The organism is Hydrocarboniphaga daqingensis, from assembly GCF_900129825.1.
Taxonomy (GTDB): Bacteria; Pseudomonadota; Gammaproteobacteria; order Nevskiales; family Nevskiaceae; genus Hydrocarboniphaga; species Hydrocarboniphaga daqingensis.
Window position 1 is genome coordinate 593,274 of the sequence record NZ_FQWZ01000001.1, and the last position, 23,713, is coordinate 616,986.

Here is a 23,713-nt window from a genome sequence, read left to right on the forward strand (position 1 = left end):
GTAAAGCGTCTGTTCGTTAAACCGCAGGGACCACGGCGCGTTAGTAAACGCGCTTCTGCGGGGCGACGACCTGCATCTCGTCGTCGAGCGTGTTCATGTGAACCGGCCGGCCATCAAGCACGACCTCGGTTTCGCCGGTGCGCCAGGCCAGGCTGTGCTTGAACCAGTTGACGTCGTCGCGCTCGGGGAAATCTTCGTGAGCATGGGCGCCACGCGATTCCTTGCGGTTGGCGGCCGAGGCCAGCGTGACCAGCGACTGACCCAGCAGGTTGTCGAGTTCCAGCGTCTCGACCAGATCGCTGTTCCACACCAGCGAACGGTCCGACACCTGGACATCGCGGAAGCCGTGGATGGTCTTGGTGATCTTGGCCAGACCCTCGTCCATCGATTCCTGCGTGCGGAACACAGCGGCGTGGGTCTGCATGATCTTCTGCATTTCAAGGCGCAGCTCGGCGGTCTTGCGCGTGCCCTTGGCGTGACGCAGCTTGTCGAGGCGATCCAGGCACATGTCTTCGGATTCGTTGGACACCGTGCTGTGCGGCGCGCCCTTCTTGACGACCTGCGAGGCGCGGATCGCAGCAGCGCGACCGAACACGACCAGGTCGAGCAAGGAGTTGGAGCCGAGACGGTTGGCGCCGTGCACCGACACGCAAGCCGCTTCGCCGACGGCCATCAGACCGGGGATCACGGTATCCGGGTTGCCATCCTTGAGCGTGACCACTTCGCCGTAGAAGTTGGTCGGAATGCCGCCCATGTTGTAGTGGACGGTCGGCAGCACCGGGATCGGCTCCTTGGTGACGTCGACGCCAGCGAAGATCTTCGCCGTCTCGGAGATGCCCGGCAGACGCGCGTGCAGCACATCGGCGCCGAGGTGTTCGAGATGCAGATGGATGTGATCGCCTTCGGGGCCGACGCCGCGGCCTTCGCGGATTTCGATCGTCATCGAACGCGACACCACGTCACGCGACGCCAGATCCTTGCGGTTGGGCGCGTAACGCTCCATGAAGCGCTCGCCCTTGGAGTTGGTCAGGTAACCACCCTCACCACGTGCGCCTTCGGTGATCAGGCAGCCCGAGCCGTAGATGCCCGTCGGGTGGAACTGCACGAACTCCATGTCCTGCAGCGGGACGCCGGCGCGCAGCGCCATCGCGTTGCCGTCGCCGGTGCAGGTATGCGCCGACGTGGCCGAAAAGTACGCACGGCCGTAGCCGCCGGTGGCCAGGATCACGGTCTGCGCACGGAAGCGGTGCAGCTTGCCGGTGGCCATGTCCCAGGCGATCACGCCCTTGCACTCGCCCTTGTCCATAATCAGGTCAAGCGCGAAGTATTCGATGAAGAACTGCGCGCGGGCCTTCAGGCTCTGCTGGTAGAGCGTGTGCAGCATCGCGTGGCCGGTGCGGTCGGCCGCAGCGCAGGTGCGCTGCGCAGTGCCTTCACCCCAGTGGGTCGTCATACCGCCGAACGGACGCTGGTAGATCTTGCCTTCCGGCGTGCGCGAGAACGGCAGGCCGTAGTGCTCGAGTTCAATGATCGCGGGGATCGCTTCGCGGCACATGTACTGAATCGCGTCCTGGTCGCCGAGCCAGTCGGAGCCCTTGACGGTGTCGTACATGTGCCAGCGCCAGTCATCCTGGCCCATGTTGCCGAGCGCCGCCGAGATGCCGCCCTGAGCGGCAACCGTGTGCGAGCGCGTCGGGAACACCTTGGTCAGGTTGGCGGTCTTCAGGCCGGTTTCGGCCAGGCCCAGCGTCGCGCGCAAGCCGGCGCCGCCGGCGCCGACGACGACCACATCGTATTCGTGATGAACGATCTCGTAGCCAGGACGAGTCTTCGGGAACGGGATTTCGGCTTGTGCCATGTCAGTCTCTAGTCGATCTGGGTATCAGCCGCGGCTCAGGAGAGCGCGACCTTGAGCACGGAAAAGATGCTGGCGACGCCGAGCAGCGCCAGGCCGAACTTGACCAGCACCAGCAGCGCCATCTTCCAGCCTTCCGGCGTGACGTAGTCTTCGATGACCACCTGCACGCCCAATACGGCGTGGTAGAACGCGGTGGCCAGGAACAGCACCAGGCCGATCGCATACGGCGGGTACTGCACCCACAGATACGTCGCCTCATAGCTGCCGCCAGCAAGGCGGGCCACGGAGAACACGAACCACAGCGTCAGCGGGATCAGGGCGATTGCGCTCAGGCGCTGCACGGTGAAGTGATGGACGCCGGACTTGGCGCTGCCCAGACCGCGGGCACGGGAAAGCGGGGAACGAAGGCTCATGTCAGGGCTCCGGAATCAGGCGGCGTAAGCAACGACCCAGACGGCGATCGTCAGGACGGCCGAGGCGGCGACCACCGAGTAGCCGGTCAGGTAGGCGGTCTTGATGTCCAGCCCGAAGCCCCAGTCCCAGCCCAGATGCCGGATGCCGTTGCACAGGTGGAACAGGATCGCCCAGCTCCACGCGAACAGCAGCGCCTGGCCGTACCAAGCCAGCATCACGCCGGAGAACAGGCCATACCACTGGGGGCCGGCAGCCAACGCGATCAGCCACCCCGTGACGAACAAGGAGCCGAGGGTCACGACCAGGCCGGTCAGGCGATGGGTGATCGACAGCATGGACGTCAGCTGCGGCCGATAGAACGGGCCGATCATGAAGGGGGACAGCGGTCGTTTGTCGACCGACTTGCTGGTGCTCATTCCGACTCCCTAAAAAGGTCTGGGACGTGAAGATGTGACGCGCTTACTTGCGCGGTGCGACCACGGGTACTGCTTCGAATTGAAAGTGCCGCTGGATCAGAAATCGATGCAGCGACCGTTTTTTTCCCAATCGCCATAACGAGTGGGCTCAGTTCCGTCTTTACGACCGCCGATCTCGCGAACGGGAACAAGGCCGTCATGAAGGCTTGGAACGGGTTTCGGCAACTCCCAACCCGCAACAGCGGCTGGCTTGGCCAGGCTGTCTTCCGGTTTGGCCTGCCGCTGGGCAGGCTTGGCCTTCGGATCGAAGCGCACGATCGTCTCCGCAGCCCGGCGCACCGGAGCCGATGAAGACATCGTAGGATCGACTGAGCTGGTCACGTTGTTCGCGTTCTGTAAACGGTGGTGGAGTGGCGAAACCGGCATAGTGTGACAAAGTCATATCGATAGTGGCAATGCAATAAACCCATTGTTTCCATCGCCTTTACCGATCGTTAAGCCCAGAAAATTCAATCACTGTCATGCGCTCCGACCTGCATCTGATCGACCTGTCCTCGAGTTGGGCCCTGCTTCGAGTCTCCGGCGCCGACGCCGACACCTTCCTGCAGGGTCAGCTAGGCAACGACCTGCGCAAACTCAGCCCTGGTCAATCGCAGATCAGCAGCTACAGCAGCCCCAAAGGCCGCATGCTGGCCACGATGACGCTGAGCCGGGACGTCGACGCCAGCGCCGTTGATATCGAACTGCCGCGTCCGCTGGCCGAGGCCATCGCCCGGCGGCTGCGGATGTTCGTACTTCGGTCCAAGGTCCAGATCGCCGACGCGCCGCTGTCGCTGCTGGGCTTGCGCGGCCCCGGTGCCAGCGCAGCGTTGACCGCTGCCGGCCTGCCGGTGCCGTCGCTGCCGTTGCAGACCGACCCTGCGGACGGACTGCGCGTGATGCGACGTTTCGGATCACTGCCTCGCTACTCCTTATACGGCTCCGCCGACCGACTCGATGCAGTACGACGCTTGCTCAGCGGCGCCAGCGGCGCCGACGAGCCGCTGTGGCGCTACGACGATGTCGTCGCCGGCGTCCCGGTGGTGCTCCCGGCCACGCAGGATCATTTCGTCGCGCAGATGACCAACCTCGACCGTCTCGACGGCATCAGCTTCGACAAGGGCTGCTACACCGGCCAGGAAATCGTGGCGAGGCTGCATTACCTCGGGCAATTGAAGCGGCGCATGTACTGCTGCCGTGGTCAGGGGCCGGCGCCGGAAGCCGGCGCGCCGGTCTACGACGGCAGCGAACCTCAGGCGGTCGGCGAAGTGGCACTCGCAGCCCCGGCGCCGGAGGGTGACGGCTTCGTCGCGGCCGTGGTGCTGCAGATCAGCCAGGCCGCTGCCACGACGCTGCGCGTCGGCGAGACCTCGCTCAGCGTGCCGACACAGTACGACTACATGCAGGGCTGACCGGGAACCGGCCGACGGGCCGGGCGTCGCGCGTCGGGCCCCACAAGACCTCAGGGTGTGCTGACGCTGACCACGGACGCAACGACCAACCGGTTCTTGCCACCCTGCTTGGCCGCATACATCGCGCCGTCGGCAGCCCGGATCAGCGCTTCGCGGCGGTCGGTGACGCCGCGACAGTGATCCGGGAACAGCGAGATACCGATGCTGGCACCGATGATCACGCGCGCCGGCCCGGACGGCCCCAAGTCGAGCACGAACGGCAGCGCCAGGATATCGAGCAGCTTGCGGGCCAGCTGCTCGGCCGAATCAGGACTCTCGGCCGTGTCCTGTACGACCACGGCAAATTCGTCGCCGCCGAGCCGCGCCACCGTGTCCGACTTGCGGACGGCGCTGCCGAGCCGCTGCGCAATCTGCTGCAGCAGCAGGTCGCCCGCATGGTGGCCCAGCGTGTCGTTGACCGGCTTGAACCCGTCGATATCCAAGTACAGCAATGCCAGCTGGCTTCGCTGACGATCCGCACGTTGCAAGGCTTGTTCGACGCGGTCCATGAACAGCGCGCGGTTCGGCAACTCGGTCAGCGTATCGTGCGTCGCTCGGTGGCGGACTTCTTGTTCGGCGCGTTTGCGCTCGGCAATCTCGACTTCGAGCTGCCGGTTGCGTGCGTCAAGTTCGGCGACCAAGCGCTGCAGTTCCTGGCGGCCTCGGTACAAGTCGAGAAACACGCGGACTTTGGCCAGCAGGATGACGTCATTGATCGGCTTGGCAATGTAGTCGACCGCGCCGAAGTGATAGCCGCGCAAGCGGTTGACGTCGTCAGAAAACGCAGCCGTCACGAAAATGATCGGCGTATCGGCAGTGCGGGCCTCGCCGGACAACAGACCGGCCACCTCGAAGCCGTCTATGTCCGGCATCTGTACGTCGAGCAGCACCAACGCAAACTCGTGATCGAGACAGGCCGCCAGCGCTTCATTGCCGGATGCGGCCAATATCAAGTCCGCATCGATCTTCGACAGCAGCCGACGCATCGCCACCAGATTGGCCGGCGTGTCGTCGACGATCAAGATCTTGGGCCGCGGCAGCGGCTGCAGTCCGGTCGCATCCGACGGCATCAGTTCCTCCATGTCCCTGCCCGTTGTTGCCTGATCATCGACGTCAGCATCACCCAAGAGTTCGGTCGAGCGCAAAAAGGGCGGTTGGTCATCGTGGATCAAGCACGGCCATCGACGCGACGGAACACGCTCGCGCCCGAGGCGAGCGGACGAAAATCGGCCGTGAAGCGGGTGTCGTTGGGCCGTTCGCGGTCGCCCAGGCAAAGGAAGCCTCCCCGGACCAAGCTGTCGCGAAACAAGCGCAGCGCGCGCTGCTGCAACTCGTCACCGAAGTAAATCAGCACATTGCGGCACAGGATCAAATGCATCTCGCCGAATACGCCGTCGGCAGCCAGGTTGTGATGAGCAAAGGTGATCCGCTCGGCCAGCGACTCATCGAGTTTGATGTGCTGATAAGCCGCGGTGTACCAGTCCGACAGCGACCCCGTACCACCGGCCTGCAGATAGTTGTTGGAGTAAAGCCGCGCTTCGCGCAGCGGATAGATCCCGTCCCGTGCTTGAGCCAGCGCGCTCTCGCTGATGTCGGTGGCCCAAATATGCGAACGGGCATACAAGCCTGCCTCCTTGAGCAGGATTGCCATCGAGTAGGCCTCTTCGCCGCGCGCACATCCGGCCTGCCAGATATTGATCTGCGGGTAGCTGGCCAGCAGCGGCAGCACTTCGCGACGCAGCAGATCGAACACCGGCGGGTTACGGAACATCTCGGACACCGGCACCGACAGCCGGCCGATCACCTCGGTGAGAAACGCGTCGTCGTGGATCACGCGTTCGGTCAGCGCACTGATGCTGCGGGCTTGCGTCGCCTCCGCCAGCGCCCGCACGCGCCGGCCCAGCGATGCCGGCGCATAGCCCGAAAAGTCGTAGCCGTGGCGCAACTGCAAGGCCTGCAGGAACAACTGGATCTCGATGCGCTGGCGCTCATGCAGGTCCATCGCTGCTGGGGCCGCTATACCCAGACCCGAATCAGCGACATCAGCTGGTCGATGTCGATCGGCTTGGCGCAGTAATCGTTGGCCCCGGCCTCGATGCAACGCTCGCGATCGCCGGTCATCGCCTTGGCGGTGACGGCGATGATCGGCAGCTTCTTCCAGGCGTCGCGCTCACGGATCCGGCGTATCGTTTCGTAGCCGTCCATGCCCGGCATCATGATGTCCATCAGCACCAGCTCGATGCCGGGATTGGCTTCCAGCTGCGTGAGCGCCTTGTAGCCATCCTGCGCCATCGTCACTTGCAGCTTGCGGGACCGCAGCGCCTTGGACAGCGCGAAGATGTTGCGCATGTCGTCGTCGACGATCAGTACATGGCGCCCGGCCACGTCGCGTACGGTCTCGCTCGGCGCCGAGGCGACGGACTGACGCGGCGGCGCCAGCGAATGAAGGAACAGCGATACCTCGTCGAGCAGACGTTCCGGCGCGCGCGCGCCCTTGATGACGATGCTTTCGGTGTACTGACGCAAGCGCAGCGTCTCGTCATTGCTCAGCTCGCGGGCCGAATAGACCACGACCGGCGGCAGCGGCACGCGTGCGGCCGAGAGCTGGTCGAGCAGATCCAGGCCCGATACGTCAGGCAGACCCAGGTCGAGAATCAGGCAGTCGAAGGCCCCGGCTCGCAGCGCCTCGGTGGCCTCAGCCGCGTTCTGTGCTTCGTGGATCTGCGCGGCTTCCGGCTCCAGCAGCTTGCGCACTGCCGCGCGCGACCCGATGTCGTCGTCGACCAGCAATACGCGGCGCGGCCCCGGCGCCGCATCGATCGGCGCCTGCGGCAGCAGGACGCGATCGAGCGCGGCGAGCACCGACTCCCGCGTGACCGGCTTGGTCAATACGCCGACGGCGCCCAGTGCCAAACCTCGACCGAGATCGTCGGCCGCCGAAATGATGTGGACCGGTACCTGCGCGGTGGCCGGTGTGGCTTTCAGATATTGCAGAACCTGCCAGCCGCTGACGTCGGGCAGACCGATGTCGAGCAAGACGCCGAGCAAAGGCTGCTGTCGCGCCACGCTCAGCGCCTGCTCGCCGGTGGAGACCACGCGCGCCGGAATCGCCTTGCGAGTGGCGAGCTGCATCAGCACCGACGCAAACGCCGGATCATCCTCGACGATCAACAACACCGGATCACCGCTCGGCACGGCATCCGCAGCATTGCGCGTGGCAGTATCGGCCGACGTCGCAGGTGGCGATGCCGGCGCGGCAGGCGTCAGGCCGTCGATGATCGGCGCATCGTGCCGCTGCAGCTCCAGCCGCTCGGGCAAGATCACCGTAAAGCTCGATCCCTTGCCCAGCTCGCTACGAGCCTGAAGGCTGCCTCCGAGCAGACCCGACATGCCGCGAGCGATCGACAAACCCAGCCCGGTACCGCCATAGCGGCGGCTGGTGCTGGAATCGACCTGCTCGAACGGCTGGAACACCGCGTCGAGCCGGTCCGGCGGAATGCCGATGCCGGTATCGCTGACGGTCAGCGCGACGGCGTGGTCCGGCGCCAGGCCGGCAAGCCCGGCACGGTCCAGCGCAGCGGCGTCGGGCCGGCCGATATGCAGCTGTACGCGGCCCTGCTGCGTGAACTTGAATGCATTGGCGAGAAGGTTGACGACGATCTGCCCCAGCCGGGTGCTGTCGGTCAGCATCGTCTCGGGCGCATCAGCCGCAACATCAACGACGAACTCCAGGTTGTGACTGCGCGCAACGTGACGGAAGTTGCGCTCCTGCAGCGCCGCGAATCCGCGCAAGCTCAGCGTCTCGGGCACCAGCAGCATGCGGCCCGCTTCCACCTTCGACAGATCGAGAATGTCGTTGATCAGCTGCAGCAGGCTACGCCCGGCATCGTGAACGATGCGCGCGCTTTCCACTTGGTCTGCATCGAGATTGCCCGTCTCATTGTCGGCCAGACCTTTGGACAGAATCAGCAGACTGTTCAGCGGCGTGCGCAGCTCATGCGACATGTTGGCGAGGAACTCGCTCTTGTAGCGACTCGCCCGCTCCAGTTCCATCGCGTGGCGTTCGAGCTTGCTACGCGCGGCTTCGAGCTCGGCCTGACGCGCTTTGAGCGCCTCGCTGCGCTCGCGCAGCGCGTCGTTGGCCATCCGTAGTTCTTCCGCTTGTGCGCGCAACTCTTCTTCCGACGTCATCAGCTGCGCACTTTGCTGTTCGAGCAATCCGCTACGGGTACGCAAGGCCTCGTTGGTGCTTTGAAGTTCCTCTTGCTGGATGCGCAACGATTCTTCGGATGCGCGCAGTTCTTCGGCTTGGCTGCGCGTAATGTCGAGCAGCTCGGCGGTCTTCAAGCTGCGCGCCAAGGTCTGCCACGCCAGCGCCGTCGGCGCCAATACACGTTCAAGCAAGTCGCTCTGCTGTGCGTTCAGCGGATCGAGCAGGGCCAGCTCGATCGCGCCGACGTATTCGCCGCGCGAGTACAGCGGTGCAAATCGGATCGAATGCGACTGCACCGACCCCAAGCCCGACACGATGCGCAGATAGTGATCTGGTACCGGTGACAGCTCCAGCGTCCTGCATTCCAGCAGGCACTGTCCGACCAAGCCCTGCCCCGGCTTGAAGCGGCGCTGCAACAACTCCGACGCGGGAACGCCGTAACCGGCGCAAGCGTGAAGCTCGCCACTATCGGCATCCCAGCGGTAGGCCACGCCAAAACCAGCCGCCAGCGGTGGGCACAGCGTCCGCAGCAGCGCATCGCCGAAAGCCTCGTGGGTATCGGCCAGCTGCAGCAGGCCGGCGAGATTGCCCAGACGAGTTTTGATCCAGTCGTCGCCGCTGCGCTCGGTGACCAGCTTGGACAGCTCCGACAACGAGCGCGCGAACTCGCCGACTTCGTCGCGACGCCATCGATAGGGCACGTCGTCGATGTGTCCGCCTGCCGAGATGTGCGGAATCAGATGTGTCAATTGCGCCAGCGGCTCGGCCAACACTCGACGTGCGATTACCAACGCGTATAGCGAGCCGAGCAAGCCAAGCAAAGCCGCCGAGAGCACAAGATCGACGCCCAGCGTTGCGGCCATGTCGAGCTGAGCAACGCGGTTGGCCAGCAGGCCCTGCTCGACCGCACGAATCTGAGCGAGCTCGGCCTGCAGTTGATCCAGCGGCACATTGCCGCCGTTGACCATCTCCCTCAGTTGTTCGGGCGACAGGCCATCCGACTGCGGCATCAATGAACGCAGATGATCGGCTGCGGGCCGCGCGAATCGGTCGTCCCAGCTGGCTTTGAGCTGATCGACTCGATCAAGTCGCTGCAGCTGCAGCGGGCTGTCGGACAGCAGCTCACGCAGCTCGGCAACCAGCGTATCGTAGCGTTCGCTTTCGCTTTGGTAGCCATCGATCTTCGAAGGGTCCGCGCCGAGCAGACCATCGCGCAGGAAGCGCCGCATATTGAGCAACGCACCTTCGGCGCGTTCGGCACCCGACAGCACTTGATACGTATGAACCGTCAGAGAACGCGCAACCTTCTCCCGCTGCTGCACCGACAGAAAGCCGGCACAAGCGGCCAGGAACAGCACCAACAGGCCAAGAATGATCAGCCTGACTTTGGCCAGCAGCGACAGATTGACGAACCAGCGACGCAGCGCCGAGCGCGGCGCGGCAGGTGCCGCGGCGTGCATCGGATCCGGCGAAGGCGCCTCAGCCATGCGGCGTCTGTCGCGCCTCGGCCTGAAGTTTGGTCGCGATGAAATCGGCGTGCGGCAGGAACAGCAGATCCGACAATCGACGCAGCAAGTGCTCTTCGTGAGCGTCGAGGCGGCCGTCGGCATAAGCCACGCGCCACAGCATCCGGAACAGCTCGACCTTGTCCGACGGCTGCATCGACTGATTCAGCCGCTGCACGAAATCGTGCAGTGAGACGGACTGACGCGCTTGCTCACCGGCCTCGGTCAACAGCTGATCGAGGCCGGCACCGGTAACGCCGAGATAGGCCGCCAGCGACTCACGCACGGCCGCGATTTCGGATTCGCTGTGCTCGAAGTCGGCGCGTGCGCACTCCAGCAGCAATACCGCAACGGCAACACGCTGGCGCGCCGCGTGATCGACCGGGGGCGTTTCAAATTGTTTCAGCAGCTTGCGCCACATATGGATTCGGCCCCTGTGCGCCGGATGTCAGATCGAAAAGCCGAGGCGCAGATTGAACACGTCGTTGTCGCCGATACGCTCGTACTCAGGCGTGATCTCGAGGAATCCGGCCGACAGGCGCAGACCGGCAAACACGCGAGCATGACTGACGCTGGCATCGTCGAGCAGATCTTCGAAACCGCCCTGGACCTTGACGTCGCCCCAGACGTAGCCGGCGCCGGCGTAAGGCGTCAGGAAGGCAAAGCCCTTCGACACCGTGCCGTCGACGCTGTAGGTGGTCAGCTTGATGTCGTCGACGCCCGTCGACTGCGTGAAAGCACCGCGTATGGCGACGCCCGGCGTCGCAACGCCACCTTCGAGAAACGCATAACGAATCTCGCCGCCGTAGACGCTGGCGTCGGCGGTCGGTACCCAGCCGTAGAACGCGCCGACATCGACGCCGAACGGCAGCCCCTTGTGCGCACGCAGACCGACCAGGCCCAGCTCCGACACATCCTCGCCGGTCAGCCGCTGCCACGCGTCTTCGTCGGCGGACATGTAGGTGGCGAATGTACCGACGCCGACGCCGGTGATGCCGGTGGCTTCGGCCGGACCCAGTGCCTTGTAGCTGTAGGCATCGACCAGGTCCTTGGAGACGGCATCGAACGCGTTCTGGTCGGGCACTTCGATATCGAAGTCAATCGCCATGGCGGGGGTGGCAGCCATGCAGCAAGCAGCAAGTAACAGACGTTTCATGGGGTCTCCGGGCGATGCAGCGACAGGGTGAACGGACGTGGGCAGCGGCGGCAGAATAGCTCAGCGCGTCGGCGGGTGGCGTTGCAAAAAGTCCGCAGCCGCTTGTTGGATGTCGCCGAGACGACCGTTGAAGAAATGCCCCGCGCCGTCGACCACGTGCAACTCGGGCGGCGTCGGGTACTGGCCGAGTGCCTCGGCCGTGGCGTCGAAGGCGACGACGTCGTCGTCACGACTGTGGATCACCAGCCACGGGCAACGCGGCTGCGGCGGCCTCACGCTGTAGGCAAAGCGGCCTCCGAACGGCGGGGCCACCGATATCAGAAGCGCCGGATCGGCTTGATCGGCCGCCATCACGCTGACGTAACCGCCGAACGAAAAACCCGCCAGCAACAGCGGAAATGACGAGGGCACACGCTCACGCAGCCAGTTCGCCATCGCCAGCGTGTCGCGCATTTCGCCACGACCTTCATCGTGGGCGCCCTGGCTGCGGCCGACGCCGCGGAAGTTGAATCGCAGCGCATAAAAGCCGGCTTTGAGCGCGATCGCGGCCAGCGTGTACGTGACCTTGTTGTTCATTGCACCGCCATACAGCGGGTGCGGATGGCAGATCACCGCGATGCCACGGGCCGGCTCGCGCGGTGCGGCGAGGATCACGTCCAGATCGCCGGCCTCACCCGGCAGCAGCAGATCCAGGGCGGCGCCGGGCGCCGGCAGGTCGGGGTGAGCGCGGTCGGGATGGGCGGTGTCCATCGCCGGATTCTACTAGCGATGGCCACCGCCGCGACCGTAGCGGGTCAGTCGTTGGCGTTGTCGGGCGCCTTTGCGACCAGCGTCTTCCACGCAATGATGGCCATCACCGCCATCACGATCAGCACGCCGACGTAGAACATCAGGAAGGCCAGGCTGTTGGTCCAGGGTCCGCCCATCGCCAGCCCGCGGCTATTCGGAAACAGGGCATCGATCAGCGAGGCGAGCGTAAACAGCCAACCGACGGCGATCATGCCGTTGGCGACGCGGCGACTGGCGACCTGCGAAAACGGTAGCAGCGGCAGCAGCAGCGCGGTCAGCCACAGGATCAAGCCGTTGATGACGCCTTCGAGGTGCGCCATGCGCCAGGCTTTGACCGACCCCGGCAACTGCAAGGAGATCGTGCCGGGGAACGGCCACAAGCGAATCTCGCCGAGCAGGAAGAACAGAAAGCCGAAGCCGATCGTGCCGGCGACGAAGATCAGCGCCGCACCGTTACCGATCAGCCGACGCTGAATCGGTTTGAGGCTCGTCGTCGCCGTCATGACACGCGGCTCGGTTCGACCATCGGAAACGGTACCGGCATCGCCGGATCGGCGGTGTCGATCAAGGGGACCGGCGCGGCGTCGCCGAGCGCGATCGAGCGGCGCAGCCATTCGACGGTCCAGGGCTGGTCTCGCACCTGACGAGGATTGTGTCCCGGCACCATCGCCGCCAGCAGCGATGGCGTCGTGTGCGCGAGGAAGCGCCCGAGCTGCCAGGCCAGGCGCAGCCGTGAGCGCAAGTTGTTCCATAGGCCGTCGGTGCGCAGCAGCTGGTGATAGGCGCGTCGCGAAAACCGCATCACGTCCAGCGAGCCGTGCAGCACGCCGAGCACGCGCAGCCAGTAGCCGCCCTGAACCGCTTGGTAGACGTCGAACGCCACCGTCTTGTGCTCGGTCTCCTCGACCATGTGCCACAGCACAAACGAGGCGATGCGCGAGTCGGCGCCCGCAAACAAGCGGTGCCGCTGGCCGACCAGCCACTGGGTCAGGCCGATGGTCATCGACTCGAACCCGGCCGCGTAAGCCAGCTTGCGCGACAGCGGCAAGCGGTCGAGCCGGGCATACGCGGCGGTCATTGCATCTTCGATCTGTGCCAGTTCGGGGTAGCCCTTGCTCTTGAGCACCTCATTGAAGCGGCGATGCGCCCGGAAGTGTTGCCCTTCCTGTGCCATGAAGGCCTGAGCGTCGGCGACCAGGCCCGGATCGCTCAGCTGCGGCAGCGCCTGGCGGATGGTGCGGATCAGAAAAGGCTCCAGATACGGCATCACCAGCGACGCACCGTTGATCATCTGCGACAACTCCGCCTCACCGGGTATCCAGTGGGGCGCGATGTCGTCAGGAAACTCGAAGGCAATGCGACGCGGGACGATCGCGGAGCGTGACAAGGACTCGGACGGGTTCATCGGTTCCCCCTGCAACAATGCGCGGTAGCGCTGTGGTCCAGCGGTGCTGACGACACGGGCTCAGCGCGAGACATCCGCCAGGCCGGCGATCAGCGTGTCGATCATCATGGGCGTCAGCGTGGCGATGTCGCGGCCCATCATGAACTGGCCACCGACCTGCAACGACACCAATCCGTGAGCGCCGCACCAGAACAAATGGCTGGCGCTGAGCGCGTCGACGCGCAAGCTCAGCTGCCCGGCCGCCTCGGCAGCGCGGACGACCTGCGTGCAGACGTCCAGCGCGGCGCGTTTGGCTTCGACCAGTTCGGCCGGCGGCTCGCGGTCGTCTTCGCCGATGTCGAAGAACATCAGCGCATAACGATCAGGCTGGTCGAGCGCAGCCTCGATGTAGGCGCGCGCCAATTTGCGCAGTTGCTCGATCGGGCTGCCTTGCGAGGCGATCGCCGCCGCCATGTGGCGCTCGATCCAGCGAAACGCTTGCGCGCGCAGCGCGGTCAGCAGCTCATGTTTGCTGGCGAAGTAACGATACGGCGCCGTGTAGCTGCACCCGAGTTGGGCTGCGATCCGCCGAAAACTGACGGCCTCGATCCCCCCGTGCTCGAACAGCGCCAGCGCCGCTTCGAGAATCTCGTCGCGACGCAGCTCGACTTCGGGTTGGGTCATTGCGGTACGGGCCATGACGTCGAGTTGACACCATTAAGTTAACAGCGTCAACACACCCACATCGGAGCTGCTGCCCGCCGAGTCCGGGGAACGGCACCCATGACATCACCGCCCAATGGCAATGGGCGCTGATGTAGCATTCGGCTGGCATGACACCCCCTTCCCGCCCCTGGACCGACCGCCTTGGCCGTGCGTTCGCGCTCGACCTGCGTTCGCTGGCCGCGCTGCGCGCCGGGCTGGGCCTGGTTCTGCTGCTCCAAACCTTGATGCAGCTGGCCACCCTGGGCGACTTCGTCACCGACGCCGGTGTCTGGCCCCGGTCGCTGCAGACGCTGGAAGCACCCGCTGTCGCACTGTCGCTGCACTTGGCCAACGGCAGCTGGGTCTACGCCGCCGTGCTGCAAATGCTGCTGGCAGGCGCGGCTGTGGCGATGGCGCTGGGCTGGAACGCGCGCAGCGCCAATCTGCTGGCGTGGGCGCTGACGGTGTCACTGATCCATCGCAACGATCACGTCGTCGGCAGCGCCGATCTGCTGATCGCCGCTCTGCTGCTGTGGTGTTGGTTCCTCCCGACGGCAGCACGCTGGAGTCTCGACCGCGCACTGAGTCCATCGGCGATACCCGCCGATCACCGGCACACGTCATGGGCCAGCGCCGCACTGCTGCTGCAGGTGCTGACGGTGTTCGCCGTCGGTGCCTGGCTCAAGCCACCGCCGTCGGCCGGCCTGACCAGCGTCGGCCTATGGCTGCAGGGCTATCCCGAACTCGCCGATGCGCTCGGCCTGTTCGAGCGTTACGCGGTACTCAGCGCCGGCTTGCTGCTGACGTGGCGTGACGGCCGTTTTGTACACGGCATGCGGATCGTCCTGCTGCTGCAACTGCTGGCCGTCACCGTGTTGACGGCGCTGACGCAGCGCACGGGTCTGCTGCCGCTGGTTCAGGCCGTGAGCCTGCTCGCCTTGGTTGGCCCGCGCTTCTGGGATCAGCGCGAAGCCCGGCTGCGCCGCGACAGTGGCCAAGGCGAATTGCGCGTGTACTACGACGGTGACTGTGCGTTCTGCTTCAAGTGCGTGCGGGTGATCGCCGTGATGCTGGCGCTGCCGCATGCGCAGTTGCTGCCGGCACAGCAGAACCGCCGCGCCGATTCGCTGATGCGCGCACAACAATCCTGGGTCGTGATCGACCATGACGACAGTGCGCACCTGAAAGGCGTGGCGCTGTTACGTCTGATGCAGCGCTCGCCGCTGCTTGGATGGGCGCGCGGCGCGCTGCGGGTCCCGTTCATCGAACGATGGGCCGACGCGGCCTACGAAGCGGTCGCCCGCCAACGACCGCTGTGGGCCCGACGCGCCGAGCGCTGGTTGCCCGAACGGCCCCTGCGGTTTTCGCCGGGCATTGGCCTACAGCGCACTGCTGGGCTGATCGCGACGCTGTTGCTGGTCTGGAACCTGTTCGATTTGAGCACCACATCAACGCCGCTGCGGCCGCTGCTCGGCACACCGCTGCAACTGCTGCGGCTCGATCAGCGCTGGGATGGCTACTGGCCGGCGTCCGCACCCAGCGGAGACTACTGGATCGCTGCGGCCCATCTCGCTGATGGCCGCGAAGTCGATGCATTGCGCCGCCGCGACGCATTGCGCTTCGATTTGCGCTTGCCCGCCGACGACGACAGCCTGCGATGGCAGACCTGGCGTCAGCACATGACCGAGCCGGGGCTCGACGCCGCGAGGGCGCGCTGGGCCGAGCGGCTGTGCCAGCGCTGGAACGCGCCGCTGCCAGCCGAGTCGCGCGACCGCATCGTCGATCTCAAGCTGATCTCGATCCCCGGCAACGCAGCCGAACAGCGCGTGCTCGGCCGCTACGACTGCCCTGCTCCATGACGCTGGTCGACATCGGCGCCAATCTGGCCCATGAAAGTTTTGACCACGATCGCGACGCGGTGCTGCAAAGAGCGCGCGATGCTGGATTGGGTCGTATCGTCGTCACCGGCAGCTCGCTGGCCAGCAGTGAAGCCGCCGCGGCGCTGGCTCTGGCACATCCCGGCTTTCTATATGGCACGGCCGGCCTGCATCCGCATCACGCCAGCGAATGGCAGCCCGAGCTGTCAGCAACGCTGATGTCGCTGGCGCAGCAACCGGGCGTCGTCGCCGTCGGCGAATGCGGCCTCGATTACTTTCGTGACCTGTCGCCGCGTGACGACCAACGTCGAGCCTTCACCGCTCAGCTCGATCTGGCCGTTGCGCTGCGCAAACCGGTGTTTCTGCATCAGCGCGACGCGCACGACGACTTCGTCGCGATCCTGCGCGAGTATCGGCCGTCACTGGTGGACGCCGTGGTCCACTGCTTCACCGACACCGCCCAGGCCCAGGCCGATTACCTGGCGCTCGACTGCCATATCGGCATCACCGGATGGATCTGCGATGAGCGCCGCGGCCGGCATCTACTTGAATCGGTTCGCGACATTCCTGAAACACGGCTGCTGATCGAAACCGACGCGCCGTATTTGTTGCCGCGAACCGCACCCAAGGTTGCGCACCGACGCAACGAACCCGCCTACCTGCCCTACGTGCTGCGCACGATTGCAGCAGCACGCGGCGTCGACGACGCGACACTGGCCGCATCGACGACGGCCAACGCGGTCCGGTTCTTTCGCTTGTAACCGACCCGGCCGGCACGAGGCCGGTCAGATGCCGCGGAACACGAAGTAGACCGCGCCGACCATGCACAGCGCCGCCCACAGAAAATCCAGGCGCAGCGGCTGCTTCATCACCACAACCAGAAACGGCACGAACACCAGCAGCGTGATCACCTCCTGCATGATCTTCAGCTGCGGCAGGCTCAAGGTGCCGTAACCGATTCGGTTCGCTGGTACTTGCAGCAGGTATTCGAACAGCGCGATGCCCCAGCTGATCAGCGCCGCGATCAACCAGGGCTTGTCGCGCAGGTCCTTCAGATGGCCGTACCAGGCCATCGTCATGAAGATATTGGACAGCACCAGCAGGCCGGCCGTCTGACCGACGATGGACCAGTTCATCGTGAGCTCCGTGTTGACGTGAGGCAGTCGACGCCGCAAACAAAAGGCCCCGCCGTAGCGGGGCCTCGTCACCAGCGGCAGGCGATCAATCGTCGCTGTTGGCGTATCCGAGCAGCTGCAGCAAGCTGACGAACAGGTTGTAGATCGATAGATACAGGGACACGGTCGCGAGCACGTAGTTGGTTTCGCCGCCGTTGATGATGTCGCCGGTCTGATACAGGATCATGCCGCACATCAGCAGCGCGAACATCGCCGAGATCGCCAGCGACAGCGGCTGCAGGTAGACGCCGAACAGCGAGGCCACCAGCAGGCCGATGCTGAGCACGAACGCCAGAATGATGCCGCCGACCAGGAAGCCGCGCATGAAGCTGAAGTCGCGACGCGTCTTGACCGCGTAGGCGGACAAGCCAAGGAAGATCGCACCGGTCAGGCCGAGCGCGGTCATCACCGTCTGCGTGCCGTTGGCCATCGCCATATAACGATTCAGGATCGGCCCCAGACCAAAGCCGAGCAGGCCGGTGACAGCGAACACGACCCAGATGCCCGCTTCCGAGTTGGCGGTGCGCGGCACAACAAACCACAACAGCCCCATCGACACCAGCGAGCAGACCAGGCTGAGCCCATAGGGCGCGCCGATCGCCATCGACACCCCGGCCATCGCCGCGCTGAACAGCAGCGTCATCGACAGCAGCAGATAGGTTTGACGCAGAACCTTGTGGGCCGAAATGGCCGAAACGCCTTGCCCGAATCCACCGATCGTGGACGGACTACGGTACTGGGTCGGTAGTTGCTTCATGACATCGTCTCCAAAGCTGGCCAAGTGGCAGATGGGGCCGGACGCTCGAGGTCCGGACTCAGCGGCAGTCTAGCAGCCGGCACAGCGCCGTACTGCCGAGACCCATAGACCATGGTGGCAGCTCGCAGTTCATCAAGACGCCCGCGCTGCGACAGTAGACGCGGGCGATCGACGGCGGGTTAGAACGGGATCAGCGACCGCTTCAGCGTGTAGTGCAGATAGCCGATGCTGGCGCCCGCGCGCAAACCGACGCCGGTGCGGATTGGGGCCAGCGTAATCTCGCCGCTGCGCTGATAGTTCACCCCGATGCCGCCAACGACATACAGGCTGCCGTCCACACCGGGAAAACGCTGCAGCATCTGGTCGGTGGTGCGCAGGTTGTAGACCAGCGTGAACACCTTGCTCGCGTTGCCGCCGAAATCCCAGCCGGCCGACGGTCCCTGCCAGAACAACGGCAGACCGCCGCCGCCCTTGTAGTTCAGCGTGCCCTTGCCGTAGCGCAAGCCGACGATGATGGCGCCGCTGCCCTCTTCACCCAGGATGTAGGCGTTGGGTTGGCCCTGCTCGGCAAAGACCTTCTCGATGGCCTTGGCCAGACCCTCGGTCGTGGCGCCGAAGAAGTCGCGGCCCTTGGATACGATCTCCTCGGCGCTGTAGGTGTCCTGGCTGACCGGCTGGCCAGCGGCACGGGACGGCTCGTCCGACGGTGATTCGACCGGAACCGGATCCGACTGCGCACCGGCCACCACGGCCGCGCACACCAACACCGTCGACATCACGGCCAGCATCAGCTGTCTCATTGAAGAAGCTCCCAAAAAAAGGTGGCTCAGTCTTTCCTCGACGGATGAGCGCCGACTGAACATGCGGCAGCGCTGGTAAGGCTTCATACAGCCGCCAGTGCGCTGTTACATTGTCGCACCGCCGACAACAGAAGGAGATCCGGTGCAGGCAGCCGCGCAGACGCCTCAAGCCACGGACCCCGCCGACCTGGTCGTTGATCGCTATATCGCCCGTCTGTATCGATCCGGGCTCGCGGTTCCGCCGGAGCGTTATCGCGCTTGGGCGCTGGAGACGCTGGCGCGGGTGATCCCACACGATGGAGCGCTATGGGGAAGCGGTAGCGCTGCGCTCGGTCGGTTCTACACGCGCACCGTCGTCGGTCTGCCGGAAGAGTTTCCGTCACAGTTGGAAGCCACCCACCAGATCAACCCCTTGCTGCCGAGGATCATGGCCAACCTGGAGCGGCCGGTGGATATGGCCAGCGTGCTGTCGGACGAGGCGTTCCATCAGACTGAGGTCTACCGGCGCGTGTTCCAGCCGCTCGGGATCGAGCGGATTCTATCGACCGGCCATCTGGAGCGACGCAGCGGGCTCTACAGCCTGGTCACGCTGTACCGTCGCAATCCGGACGAGCAGTTCACCGATCAGGAAAAGGAATGGCAGCGGCGCATCACGTTCCATTTGTTCAACGCCGCATCGCATGTGTTCTTCGTCCATGAGTTGCATCGCAGCGATCGGCCGCCGGGCAGCGGTGCCGCCGTTGTGGACAGCGCAGGCCAGTTCCACGAAGCGCAGCCGCGCTTTCTCGATCTGCTCGAAACCCACTACCCCGATCCGCAGCGGCCGCAAGCGCTGCCGTTCGCACTACCCGAAGTCGGTAGCAGCGGCTTGATCGGCGGGCTTGGCGTCAAGTGCGAAGCCTTGGGTGATCTGTACTTGATTCATATCTGGACGGCGGGCCCGCTGGACCGGCTGACCGTCCGCGAGCGCGAAGTGGTCAACGCCGTGGCACAGGGCCTGTCGTTCAAGCAGGCCGCCAAGAAAATCGGTGTCGCGCCGTCGACGGTTGCCAATCATCTGTACCGGGTCTATCGCAAGCTCGGCGTCTGCAGCCGCACCGAACTGGCCACCTTGGTCCACCCGAGCGACCGCCCGTCCTGAACGCCGCTCAGGCGCGATGGTAGGGATGCCCGGCCAGCAGCGTCGTCGCGCGGTAGATCTGCTCGGCGATCAGCACGCGCACCAGCGCGTGCGGCAAGGTCAGCGGTGACAGCGACCATTTCTGGTCGGCGCGCCGGATCACGTCGGGCGCGTGGCCGTCGGGCCCGCCGATCAGCAGTGCCACATCGCGGCCGTCGAGTTGCCAGCGTCGCAGCTGCTCGGCCAGATCAGTGCTGCTCCAAGCGGCGCCGCGCTCGTCCAGCGCAACGGTGCGCATGCCGTCGGCCACGGCCTTGAGCACGCGCTCGCCCTCCTGCTGGCGTGCCCGGGGAATGTCAGCGTTCTTGCCGCGCACCGCCAGCGGAATCTCGACCAAGTCGAGCCGCACTTCGCGCGGCAAGCGTTTGACGTAGTCGTCGAATCCGGCCTGCACCCAGTCCGGCATGCGGCCACCGACTGCGATCAAGCGCAGACGCATGCCGGGCGGAGCCGCTCAGCCGTTGGCAACGCGCGAACGCGGCTCGCTCATGTCCCACAGCTTTTCGAGCTGGTAGAACGCGCGCGTCTGCGTCTGCATCACATGCACGACGACATCGCCGAGATCGACCAATGCCCATTCGCCTTCGTCGAGGCCTTCGATGCCGAGAACCGGATGGCCGGCTTCGCGCACCGTGTCATAGACATGGCGTGCCAGCGACACGACATGTCGGTTCGATGTTCCCGTGCAGATCATCATCACGTCGGTGATCGTGGTCAGCCCACGGACGTCGAGAATCTTCAGGTCGATGGCCTTGAGGTCTTCAAGGGCGCTGCGGGCGAGGTCAGTCAATGGCGGGTTCTTCATCGTGTGTGAGAAGGCTGATGTCCTTATGGGTGAATGAAGCGATCACGGACTCGGGAACGAGCCCGCGGACGGAACGGCCCGCCTTGAGCAGACGGCGGACGCGGGTGGAAGAAATCGCCAGCGGCGGAATGTGGGCCGACAGCCACAGGCCGGCCGGCTGCATATGCAATTGATCGATCTGCGCAGCCCGACGCCCTCGCAGATGCGCAACCAGCTCGGGTGCCGGCGCTGGCGGCTCATACGGACGCTCGACGAACACCAGATGCGCCAGATCGCTGATCTCGCGCCAGCGGTGCCAGGTGTGAAACTGGTTGGCGGCATCGTCGCCGAGCAACAACACCAATGGTCGCGTCGGATGCTCGTCTCGCAAACTCGCCAGCGTGTCGTAGGTGTAGCTGGGGCCGGACCGACGCAGTTCGCGATCGTCGGCTACCAACGACGGCTCGTGCTGCAAGGCCAAGCGGACCCAGTCCATACGCCGTTCGGCGCTGACTTGCGGGCGGTCGCGATGCGGAGGCTGCGCGCTCGGAATCACGTGCACGAGCGCAAGGCCTAGACGCTCCTTGAGTTCCAGCGCCAGACGCAGATGCCCGTTGTGCAGCGGCGCGAACGTACCGCCAAAAATGCCGAGCGCGGTGTTCAGCGCAGCCGCTCCGGGCCGGTGGCCGTCATCAGCGGCCAGGCCCTGCGGTCATCGCCCGCTCAACGTACGTTGCCATCACCGAGCACAACCCACTTCTGCGACGTCAGGCCTTCGAGCCCGACCGGGCCACGAGCGTGGAACTTGTCGGTGCTGATGCCGATTTCGGCACCCAGTCCGTATTCGTAGCCGTCGGCGAACCGGGTCGAGGCATTGACCATGACCGACGACGAATCGACTTCGCGCAGGAAGCGGCGCGCGCGGGTGTAGTTTTCGGTGACGATCGCATCGGTGTGAGCCGATCCGTAGCGGGAGATGTGGTCGATCGCCGCATCAAGCCCGTCGACGATCTTCACGGCCAGCACCGGCGCGAGGTATTCCTCGCTCCAGTCGGCATCGGTCGCGGGCCGCGCTTCGGACACCAAGCGGCGCGTGCGCTCGCAGCCGCGCAATTCGACGCCGGCTTCACGATAAATCTGCGCCAGCTTCGGCAGCACGCGGTCGGCAATCGGCGCATCGACCAGCAGCGTTTCCATCGTGTTGCAGGTACCGTAGCGCTGCGTCTTGGCGTTGACGCAGATCGGGATCGCCTTGTCCAAATCCGCATCGGCGTCGATGAACACATGGCAGACGCCGTCGAGATGCTTGATCACCGGCACTCGCGCCCCGTTTGATACCGCGGCGACCAGCCCCTTGCCACCGCGCGGGATCACCACGTCGATGTACTCGGGCATCGACACCATCGCGCCGACAGCACTGCGATCGGTGATCGTCAGCACTTGCACCGCATCTTCGGGCAGGCCGGCATCACGCAGTGCGCGCTGGATGCAGCGCGCGATCGCCTGGTTGCTGTTCATCGCCTCGGAGCCGCCGCGCAGAATCGCGGCATTACCGGACTTCAGGCACAGGCTGGCCGCGTCGGCCGTCACATTCGGGCGCGACTCATAGATGATGCCCACCACGCCCAGCGGCACGCGCATCCGTCCGACCTGAATACCGGAGGGACGCAGCTTCATATCGGTCATCTCGCCGATCGGGTCGGGCAAGGCCGCCACTTGGCGCACACCGTCGGCCATCGCATCGATGCGGGCGTCGTTGAGTTCCAGTCGCTCAAGCATCGCCGCGTCGAGCTTGGCCGCGCGACCGGCACGCATATCTTCGGCGTTCGCGGCGAGGATCGCCTTGCGTTCATCGAGCAGCAGCTGGGCCAACGCAAACAAGGCGGCGTTCTTGGTGCCGGTATCGGCACGCGCTACGTGACGGGCCGCACCTCGAGCCCGCTCACCGCGTTCGCGCATGTAGTTCAGCACCTCTTCCGGTGAGGTTTTGCCTGCCTTGTTGGCGACCTGCGCGTTCATGCTCGTTGACTGCTGCCTGTGGTGGTGAGACGGGGCGCCGCGCCAGCGGCGGCCATGAGCAATGTTAGCAACTCTTCCCAGGCCTGTTCCTTGCCCCCGGTGGACTTGGCGAGTTGGTCGATCAGCGCAGTCTTGCGCATCCAGCCGTAGATCTGCGGGAGCCGGGTGCGGCGCAGCGCCTTGTGGTACGGCGCCTGCCGCGGGCGCGGCACATAAGCGGCCTCGCAGGCACGCTGTACATCGCCACTGCTGGCGAAGGCGGTCTGCACGTTGGCCCATTGGCGCAGGCCGTAGGTCAGCGCACCAAGCAGTTCGAGCACCTCGACGCCCTCCTCGCGCAAATGCGACAGGCTGCGGACGACGCCGCTGGCATCGCCAGCCAGCATGCGCTCGGTCAGATCGAACGCGTCGAAGCGGGCACTGTCGGCAACGGCCTCACGCACCTGGTCGACGCCGATCGTCCTGCCGGGAAACAGCAGCGACAACTTGGCGATGTCCTGCGCTGCCGCCAGCGTGTTGCCCTCGGTCCGCTCGGCCAGCAGTTGCAGTGCATCGGCGTCAGCGATCAGTCCGGCCGCACGGATGCGCTCATCGAGCCAGCCGGCAAACTCGCCGCTGGCGATCGGCCAGGCATAGACGCTGGCGCCAGCGCCTTCGAGCGCGGCGAACCACGCGGAATTTCGTTGCTTGGTCTCCAGGGGTCCGCAAACGACCAGAAACAGCACATCCTGCGGCGGCTGTTCGGCCAGCTTTTGCAGCACGGCAGCGCCCTCGGTGCCCGGCGCGCCGTTGGGCATCCGGAGCTCGACGATGCGCAGGCTGGCAAACAACGACAGGCTGCCGCAGGCCTGGCTGACGCGCGACCAATCGAAGCTGCGGTCGACGTCGAGCACCTCGCGCTCGCTATAGCCGCGCTGGCGCGCGGCGGCACGGATCTGGTCCAGCGTTTCCTGGATCAACAACGGCTCGTCGCCGGCAACGACGTAGACCGGCGCGAGCGTTCGGGACAGATGGGCGGAGACCTGCGCGGGATTGAGCTTCATACCCGCATTGTCCCAGACCGGCCGACTCCTGGCACCCGCCCGGCGGCGCCGGACGACAAACGCAAAAATACGGCCGGACACAGGCCCGGCCGTACGCAGGATGAGAGGCCCTGCGACAAGGGGTTGGGCACCAGCGGGCCGGGCTGAT

At 65.2% G+C, this 23,713-nt stretch carries 25 protein-coding genes; 4 read left to right on the forward strand and 21 right to left on the reverse strand.

Going from position 1 to position 23,713, the window contains the following annotated elements; genetic code table 11:
- Positions 1-40: 40 nt before the first annotated feature.
- The 4 genes from sdhA to BUB09_RS16875 all read right to left on the reverse strand — a co-directional run bounded on the left by sdhA (position 41) and on the right by BUB09_RS16875 (position 3,069).
- Positions 41-1,858: a succinate dehydrogenase flavoprotein subunit gene (sdhA, locus tag BUB09_RS02675; RefSeq protein WP_072893695.1), complete on the reverse strand. Its 1,818-nt coding sequence runs from the start codon at positions 1,856-1,858 to the stop codon at positions 41-43.
- 35 nt (positions 1,859-1,893) lie between these two features.
- Positions 1,894-2,271 (reverse strand): succinate dehydrogenase, hydrophobic membrane anchor protein, encoded by a 378-nt coding sequence (sdhD, locus tag BUB09_RS02680; protein WP_072893697.1) that lies wholly within the window; start codon positions 2,269-2,271, stop codon positions 1,894-1,896.
- A gap of 15 nt (positions 2,272-2,286) precedes the next feature.
- The gene (gene sdhC / locus BUB09_RS02685) at positions 2,287-2,688 is read right to left on the reverse strand and encodes a succinate dehydrogenase, cytochrome b556 subunit (protein WP_072893700.1); all 402 of its coding nucleotides are present in this window, start codon (positions 2,686-2,688) and stop codon (positions 2,287-2,289) included.
- Positions 2,689-2,784: 96 nt separating this feature from the next.
- Positions 2,785-3,069, reverse strand: a complete 285-nt coding sequence (locus BUB09_RS16875) for a DUF1674 domain-containing protein (protein ID WP_217650210.1) — start codon at positions 3,067-3,069, stop codon at positions 2,785-2,787.
- Between the two features lie 140 nt (positions 3,070-3,209).
- Here BUB09_RS16875 and ygfZ point away from each other — a divergent pair, with 140 nt between their 5' ends.
- Positions 3,210-4,139, forward strand: a complete 930-nt coding sequence (gene ygfZ / locus BUB09_RS02695; protein WP_072893704.1) for a CAF17-like 4Fe-4S cluster assembly/insertion protein YgfZ — start codon at positions 3,210-3,212, stop codon at positions 4,137-4,139.
- Between the two features lie 50 nt (positions 4,140-4,189).
- On the opposite strand, the gene BUB09_RS02700 is transcribed toward ygfZ, so the two are convergent.
- From BUB09_RS02700 to BUB09_RS02740, 9 genes are all read right to left on the reverse strand, one after another.
- Positions 4,190-5,248 carry a diguanylate cyclase domain-containing protein gene (locus tag BUB09_RS02700; protein WP_072894075.1) on the reverse strand — a complete coding sequence of 353 codons (1,059 nt, stop codon included), beginning with the start codon at positions 5,246-5,248 and terminating at the stop codon, positions 4,190-4,192.
- A 98-nt stretch (positions 5,249-5,346) separates the two neighbouring features.
- The gene (locus tag BUB09_RS02705) at positions 5,347-6,180 is read right to left on the reverse strand and encodes a CheR family methyltransferase (RefSeq protein WP_072893707.1); all 834 of its coding nucleotides are present in this window, start codon (positions 6,178-6,180) and stop codon (positions 5,347-5,349) included.
- A gap of 14 nt (positions 6,181-6,194) precedes the next feature.
- A complete protein-coding gene (locus BUB09_RS02710) occupies positions 6,195-9,878 on the reverse strand; it encodes a response regulator (RefSeq protein ID WP_175550087.1) in 3,684 nt (1,227 codons plus the stop codon).
- On the reverse strand, positions 9,871-10,317 hold the full coding sequence (locus BUB09_RS02715; RefSeq protein ID WP_072893710.1) for a tellurite resistance TerB family protein: 447 nt from the start codon (positions 10,315-10,317) through the stop codon (positions 9,871-9,873). Before BUB09_RS02715 ends, BUB09_RS02710 begins: the two co-directional genes overlap by 8 nt.
- Positions 10,318-10,344: 27 nt before the next feature.
- Entirely contained in the window at positions 10,345-11,004 is a 660-nt protein-coding gene (locus BUB09_RS02720) for a hypothetical protein (RefSeq protein WP_084083103.1), read from the reverse strand.
- 108 nt (positions 11,005-11,112) lie between these two features.
- A complete protein-coding gene (locus tag BUB09_RS02725; protein WP_072893716.1) occupies positions 11,113-11,802 on the reverse strand; it encodes an alpha/beta hydrolase in 690 nt (229 codons plus the stop codon).
- Between the two features lie 44 nt (positions 11,803-11,846).
- The gene (locus BUB09_RS02730; RefSeq protein ID WP_072893719.1) at positions 11,847-12,344 is read right to left on the reverse strand and encodes a styrene oxide isomerase; all 498 of its coding nucleotides are present in this window, start codon (positions 12,342-12,344) and stop codon (positions 11,847-11,849) included.
- Positions 12,341-13,246 carry a metal-dependent hydrolase gene (locus BUB09_RS02735; protein ID WP_072893721.1) on the reverse strand — a complete coding sequence of 302 codons (906 nt, stop codon included), beginning with the start codon at positions 13,244-13,246 and terminating at the stop codon, positions 12,341-12,343. Before BUB09_RS02735 ends, BUB09_RS02730 begins: the two co-directional genes overlap by 4 nt.
- Before the next feature lie 60 nt (positions 13,247-13,306).
- Positions 13,307-13,909, reverse strand: a complete 603-nt coding sequence (locus BUB09_RS02740) for a TetR/AcrR family transcriptional regulator (protein ID WP_072893723.1) — start codon at positions 13,907-13,909, stop codon at positions 13,307-13,309.
- A 149-nt stretch (positions 13,910-14,058) separates the two neighbouring features.
- On the opposite strand from BUB09_RS02740, the gene BUB09_RS02745 reads away from it, so the two are divergent.
- Entirely contained in the window at positions 14,059-15,789 is a 1,731-nt protein-coding gene (locus tag BUB09_RS02745) for a DCC1-like thiol-disulfide oxidoreductase family protein (protein WP_072893725.1), read from the forward strand.
- Entirely contained in the window at positions 15,786-16,568 is a 783-nt protein-coding gene (locus tag BUB09_RS02750) for a TatD family hydrolase (RefSeq protein ID WP_072893728.1), read from the forward strand. The genes BUB09_RS02745 and BUB09_RS02750 overlap by 4 nt, the downstream gene beginning before the upstream one ends.
- A 24-nt stretch (positions 16,569-16,592) precedes the next feature.
- On the opposite strand, the gene BUB09_RS02755 is transcribed toward BUB09_RS02750, so the two are convergent.
- The 3 genes from BUB09_RS02755 to BUB09_RS02765 all read right to left on the reverse strand — a co-directional run bounded on the left by BUB09_RS02755 (position 16,593) and on the right by BUB09_RS02765 (position 18,539).
- A complete protein-coding gene (locus BUB09_RS02755; RefSeq protein WP_072893731.1) occupies positions 16,593-16,943 on the reverse strand; it encodes a DMT family protein in 351 nt (116 codons plus the stop codon).
- Between the two features lie 85 nt (positions 16,944-17,028).
- On the reverse strand, positions 17,029-17,739 hold the full coding sequence (locus BUB09_RS02760; protein ID WP_072893732.1) for a Bax inhibitor-1/YccA family protein: 711 nt from the start codon (positions 17,737-17,739) through the stop codon (positions 17,029-17,031).
- Between the two features lie 179 nt (positions 17,740-17,918).
- Positions 17,919-18,539 (reverse strand): DUF1134 domain-containing protein, encoded by a 621-nt coding sequence (locus BUB09_RS02765; RefSeq protein ID WP_072893735.1) that lies wholly within the window; start codon positions 18,537-18,539, stop codon positions 17,919-17,921.
- A 142-nt stretch (positions 18,540-18,681) separates the two neighbouring features.
- Here BUB09_RS02765 and BUB09_RS02770 point away from each other — a divergent pair, with 142 nt between their 5' ends.
- Positions 18,682-19,680 (forward strand): helix-turn-helix transcriptional regulator, encoded by a 999-nt coding sequence (locus tag BUB09_RS02770; protein ID WP_072893736.1) that lies wholly within the window; start codon positions 18,682-18,684, stop codon positions 19,678-19,680.
- Positions 19,681-19,687: 7 nt separating this feature from the next.
- Here the strand turns inward: BUB09_RS02770 and rlmH are convergent, their stop codons facing one another.
- Genes rlmH through holA form a run of 5 tightly spaced genes read right to left on the reverse strand, consistent with a single transcriptional unit; the run spans position 19,688 to position 23,565 of the window.
- The gene (rlmH, locus tag BUB09_RS02775) at positions 19,688-20,158 is read right to left on the reverse strand and encodes a 23S rRNA (pseudouridine(1915)-N(3))-methyltransferase RlmH (RefSeq protein ID WP_072893738.1); all 471 of its coding nucleotides are present in this window, start codon (positions 20,156-20,158) and stop codon (positions 19,688-19,690) included.
- 15 nt (positions 20,159-20,173) lie between these two features.
- Positions 20,174-20,524, reverse strand: a complete 351-nt coding sequence (gene rsfS, locus BUB09_RS02780; RefSeq protein ID WP_072893740.1) for a ribosome silencing factor — start codon at positions 20,522-20,524, stop codon at positions 20,174-20,176.
- A complete protein-coding gene (nadD, locus tag BUB09_RS02785; protein ID WP_072893743.1) occupies positions 20,502-21,206 on the reverse strand; it encodes a nicotinate-nucleotide adenylyltransferase in 705 nt (234 codons plus the stop codon). Before nadD ends, rsfS begins: the two co-directional genes overlap by 23 nt.
- Before the next feature lie 20 nt (positions 21,207-21,226).
- The gene (locus BUB09_RS02790; RefSeq protein ID WP_072893746.1) at positions 21,227-22,522 is read right to left on the reverse strand and encodes a glutamate-5-semialdehyde dehydrogenase; all 1,296 of its coding nucleotides are present in this window, start codon (positions 22,520-22,522) and stop codon (positions 21,227-21,229) included.
- Entirely contained in the window at positions 22,519-23,565 is a 1,047-nt protein-coding gene (gene holA, locus BUB09_RS02795; protein WP_072893749.1) for a DNA polymerase III subunit delta, read from the reverse strand. Before holA ends, BUB09_RS02790 begins: the two co-directional genes overlap by 4 nt.
- Positions 23,566-23,713 lie beyond the last annotated feature (148 nt).